Origin of the sequence: Streptococcus sp. E17BB (assembly GCF_041807725.1) — a bacterium.
Classification (GTDB): Bacteria; Bacillota; Bacilli; order Lactobacillales; family Streptococcaceae; genus Streptococcus; species Streptococcus entericus.
Genome location: NZ_JBGTZC010000068.1, coordinates 1 through 2,337, shown reverse-complemented (window position 1 = coordinate 2,337; position 2,337 = coordinate 1). Strand labels below are relative to the sequence as shown.

Here is a 2,337-nt window from a genome sequence, read left to right as displayed (position 1 = left end):
GTCCACTGGTGGAACCATCATCGCATTCACGGTAGTCTCGATTACCAAACACCTATGGTTAAGCGAGTTATCGCTTAACAAAAACACTTTATAAAAATTGTACAGAAAAGGGGTGCCTTTTCAACGGTAAATATATCTATCGAAATGCCTAGTGACATCTTGGTCGCATCTGTCAATATGACGATTAAAAGTTCTAAAATAGCTGGTAGTGCCAAGAGCCAACCCACCCAAGGCTTCGTTTTTTGGAGCTGATACAATTCACCCTTTTTCAAGTGAATAAGACCTATAAAGAGGTAAAACAGCCAGTTAAGATCAACAACTTGTTGACCTGATGAGAAAAAGCTAAGAACAACCATCAGGATTGATAGCACTAAGAATACCAGCCCAAGGCTTTGGTAGACAATTTTAGTTGTCGATGTTTTCTTTGTCATTTACTCTCTCCTTCTGCGAGGGAAAAGACCTGTTCAACAGGCTCTTGGAAAATCTTGGCGATTTTCAAGGCAATGAGAATGGAGGGCAGGTATTCGCCACGTTCAATCAGACTGACTGTCTGACGAGAAATCTGTGCTAATTTAGCCAACTCCGTCTGGTTGAGACTATCTCTGGCACGTAACTCTTTGAGACGATTTTTTACAGTATCCATCTTAACCTCCTGCCATCGTCATCATCACGACAAACCCTATCAGGTTGTTAAGCGCATGGACCCCGATAGCGACATCCAATCGTTCAGTGTAGCGATAAACCAGCCCAAGCGCCAGCCCCATGCCACCATACATGACCCAGCTCCCCAAGTCTGATGGGCTATGCAAGAATCCAAAGACAAAACTGCTGATTAATAGCCCCCAAATGGAACGAGGATTAAATAGTTTTCCCATCACCAGACCTCGCATCACAAACTCCTCAATCACTGGCGCCAAAACGACTACAAAAGCAAACAGGAGATAGGGAGGCATGTTGGCATCCATGATGGCCTGTTGATTATTAGGGAGATTTCCTAAACCATGTTCAGTCATGAGAAGGATGGTACCCAAAATTTTGAAAAAATAAACTGCAAGTAAGCCCAGCCCCATCGCCAATAAATATTGCCACCAAACCAGTGTAACACTTCCTTTGAGCAGCTTACCACGCCAAATTACGTAAGCCGTAACCAGTGCCAACAGCACACATAAAACTGCAACAAGCCAATCCTCTGAAGAACCGATCCTGACTGTCAGCTGAAGATCTGCCATAAACAGAAGAGCGCCAAGCAAGAGAACTTGCCATTTTTCAAGTGTTTTTTTCATCATATTTCCCTTTCTTATAAACCGATTTTTATCAACAATCGCCGTAAAATCCTTAGGAGAACAGGCGTTCACTGCACCAATTTTCGAAGAATAGCAGAGCTATTACTACTATCAATGGACTGCTAAATGGAAGACTATCGAACCACCAACTATACTCGCCACCGACATCAGACAGACCCAGAGCGATACCGCATAAAAATCCTACGATGGTTATCATACCAACAATGAGAACAGCCTTTATTGTCGAACCTGACCTTTTCATGACATTCCCCTTTCCTTCACTAATCTTGCTAAGCTCTCTCTTATCTGGTAAACATCAGGTCCTAACACCCTGATAAGTACAAATCCAGTAAGTATCAGCAATACAGCTAGTAAACTCTCTAAAAGACTATATAATATAAGCCCCAGAGCAATACTGATGACAAACTGCTTCGTATTTTCTCTCATGTCAACCTCCTCTGACTGATGTATTTGCTTTAACATCCTTATTGTAACACATCATTTTATTTTTGACAATTATATTTGTCAAAAAAATAATTTTTGTTGTCATTTTAGATATGATTATCGTCAAGAGATTAAATCATTTAGAACAACACTTCTCCCTTCTATTCGTTGTTCAATGATAAAAAGACAGGAACGAGAAGTTCCTGCCCTAGAAATAACTTTTTTAGGCGATTAGCCTTTTCTTCCAAAGAAGTAAGCTGCAACAATTGTAACAAGAGCCGCACCGATAATTGATGGGACGATTGCCATGCCAGCAGCAGTTGGTCCCCACACACCAAAAAGTGCCTGACCAACGTAAGAACCGACAATACCAGCAACGATGTTAGCAATCCAGCCTGAAGATCCTTTTTTAGTGATTGCACCACCGATTGCCCCGATGACTGCTCCGACGATAAGTATCCAAATGAACTCCATAATATTATTTCTTGAAAAGTCACCCCTTTTCTGTACAATTTTTATAAAGTGTTTTTGTTAAGCGATAACTCGCTTAACCATAGGTGTTTGGTAATCGAGACTACCGTGAATGCGATGATGGTTCCACCAGTGGACA

The 2,337-nt window shown here is 41.5% G+C and carries 5 protein-coding genes; all 5 read right to left on the bottom strand.

Annotated elements, in window-relative coordinates:
- Positions 1-74: 74 nt before the first annotated feature.
- Positions 75-431: a hypothetical protein gene (locus tag ACERC7_RS10540; RefSeq protein WP_373659692.1), complete on the bottom strand. Its 357-nt coding sequence runs from the start codon at positions 429-431 to the stop codon at positions 75-77.
- Positions 428-643, bottom strand: a complete 216-nt coding sequence (locus ACERC7_RS10535) for a helix-turn-helix transcriptional regulator (RefSeq protein ID WP_373659691.1) — start codon at positions 641-643, stop codon at positions 428-430. The genes ACERC7_RS10540 and ACERC7_RS10535 overlap by 4 nt, the downstream gene beginning before the upstream one ends.
- A gap of 1 nt (position 644) precedes the next feature.
- Positions 645-1,283 carry a lysostaphin resistance A-like protein gene (locus ACERC7_RS10530; RefSeq protein WP_373666894.1) on the bottom strand — a complete coding sequence of 213 codons (639 nt, stop codon included), beginning with the start codon at positions 1,281-1,283 and terminating at the stop codon, positions 645-647.
- A 258-nt stretch (positions 1,284-1,541) separates the two neighbouring features.
- Positions 1,542-1,730 carry a hypothetical protein gene (locus ACERC7_RS10525; protein ID WP_373666893.1) on the bottom strand — a complete coding sequence of 63 codons (189 nt, stop codon included), beginning with the start codon at positions 1,728-1,730 and terminating at the stop codon, positions 1,542-1,544.
- 228 nt (positions 1,731-1,958) lie between these two features.
- Positions 1,959-2,201: a GlsB/YeaQ/YmgE family stress response membrane protein gene (locus tag ACERC7_RS10520; protein WP_373666892.1), complete on the bottom strand. Its 243-nt coding sequence runs from the start codon at positions 2,199-2,201 to the stop codon at positions 1,959-1,961.
- Positions 2,202-2,337 lie beyond the last annotated feature (136 nt).